1 protein-coding gene is annotated in these 252 nt (G+C 66.3%); it reads right to left on the bottom strand.

What is annotated here, in order from left to right; genetic code table 11:
* Positions 1-252 (bottom strand): beta-ketoacyl synthase N-terminal-like domain-containing protein (locus OQ02_RS39905; RefSeq protein WP_033443885.1); only part of this gene is annotated, 252 nt, incomplete at both ends.

The following is a 252-nucleotide window of genomic DNA, read 5'->3' as shown; positions in this document are numbered from 1 at the left end:
CCCGGCGAACACGCCGGTGTCACTGCCCCGCAACGCCGTCGGATCGATACCCCCGTCCTCGAACGCCTCCCACACCGCCTCCAACAACAAACGCTGCTGCGGATCCATCGCCGTCGCCTCACGCGGCCCGATCTCGAAAAACCCCGCATCGAACCCCGCCACATCCGACAGGAACCCACCCGACCGCGCGTAACTCCGCCCCGCACGATCCGGATCCTCATCGAACAGACTCCCCAGATCCCAACCACGATC

Source organism: Saccharothrix sp. NRRL B-16314 (genome assembly GCF_000716595.1).
GTDB lineage: Bacteria > Actinomycetota > Actinomycetes > Mycobacteriales > Pseudonocardiaceae > Actinosynnema.
Note: the sequence above shows the minus strand (reverse complement) of the source record. Positions and strands in the feature narration are given on the sequence as shown.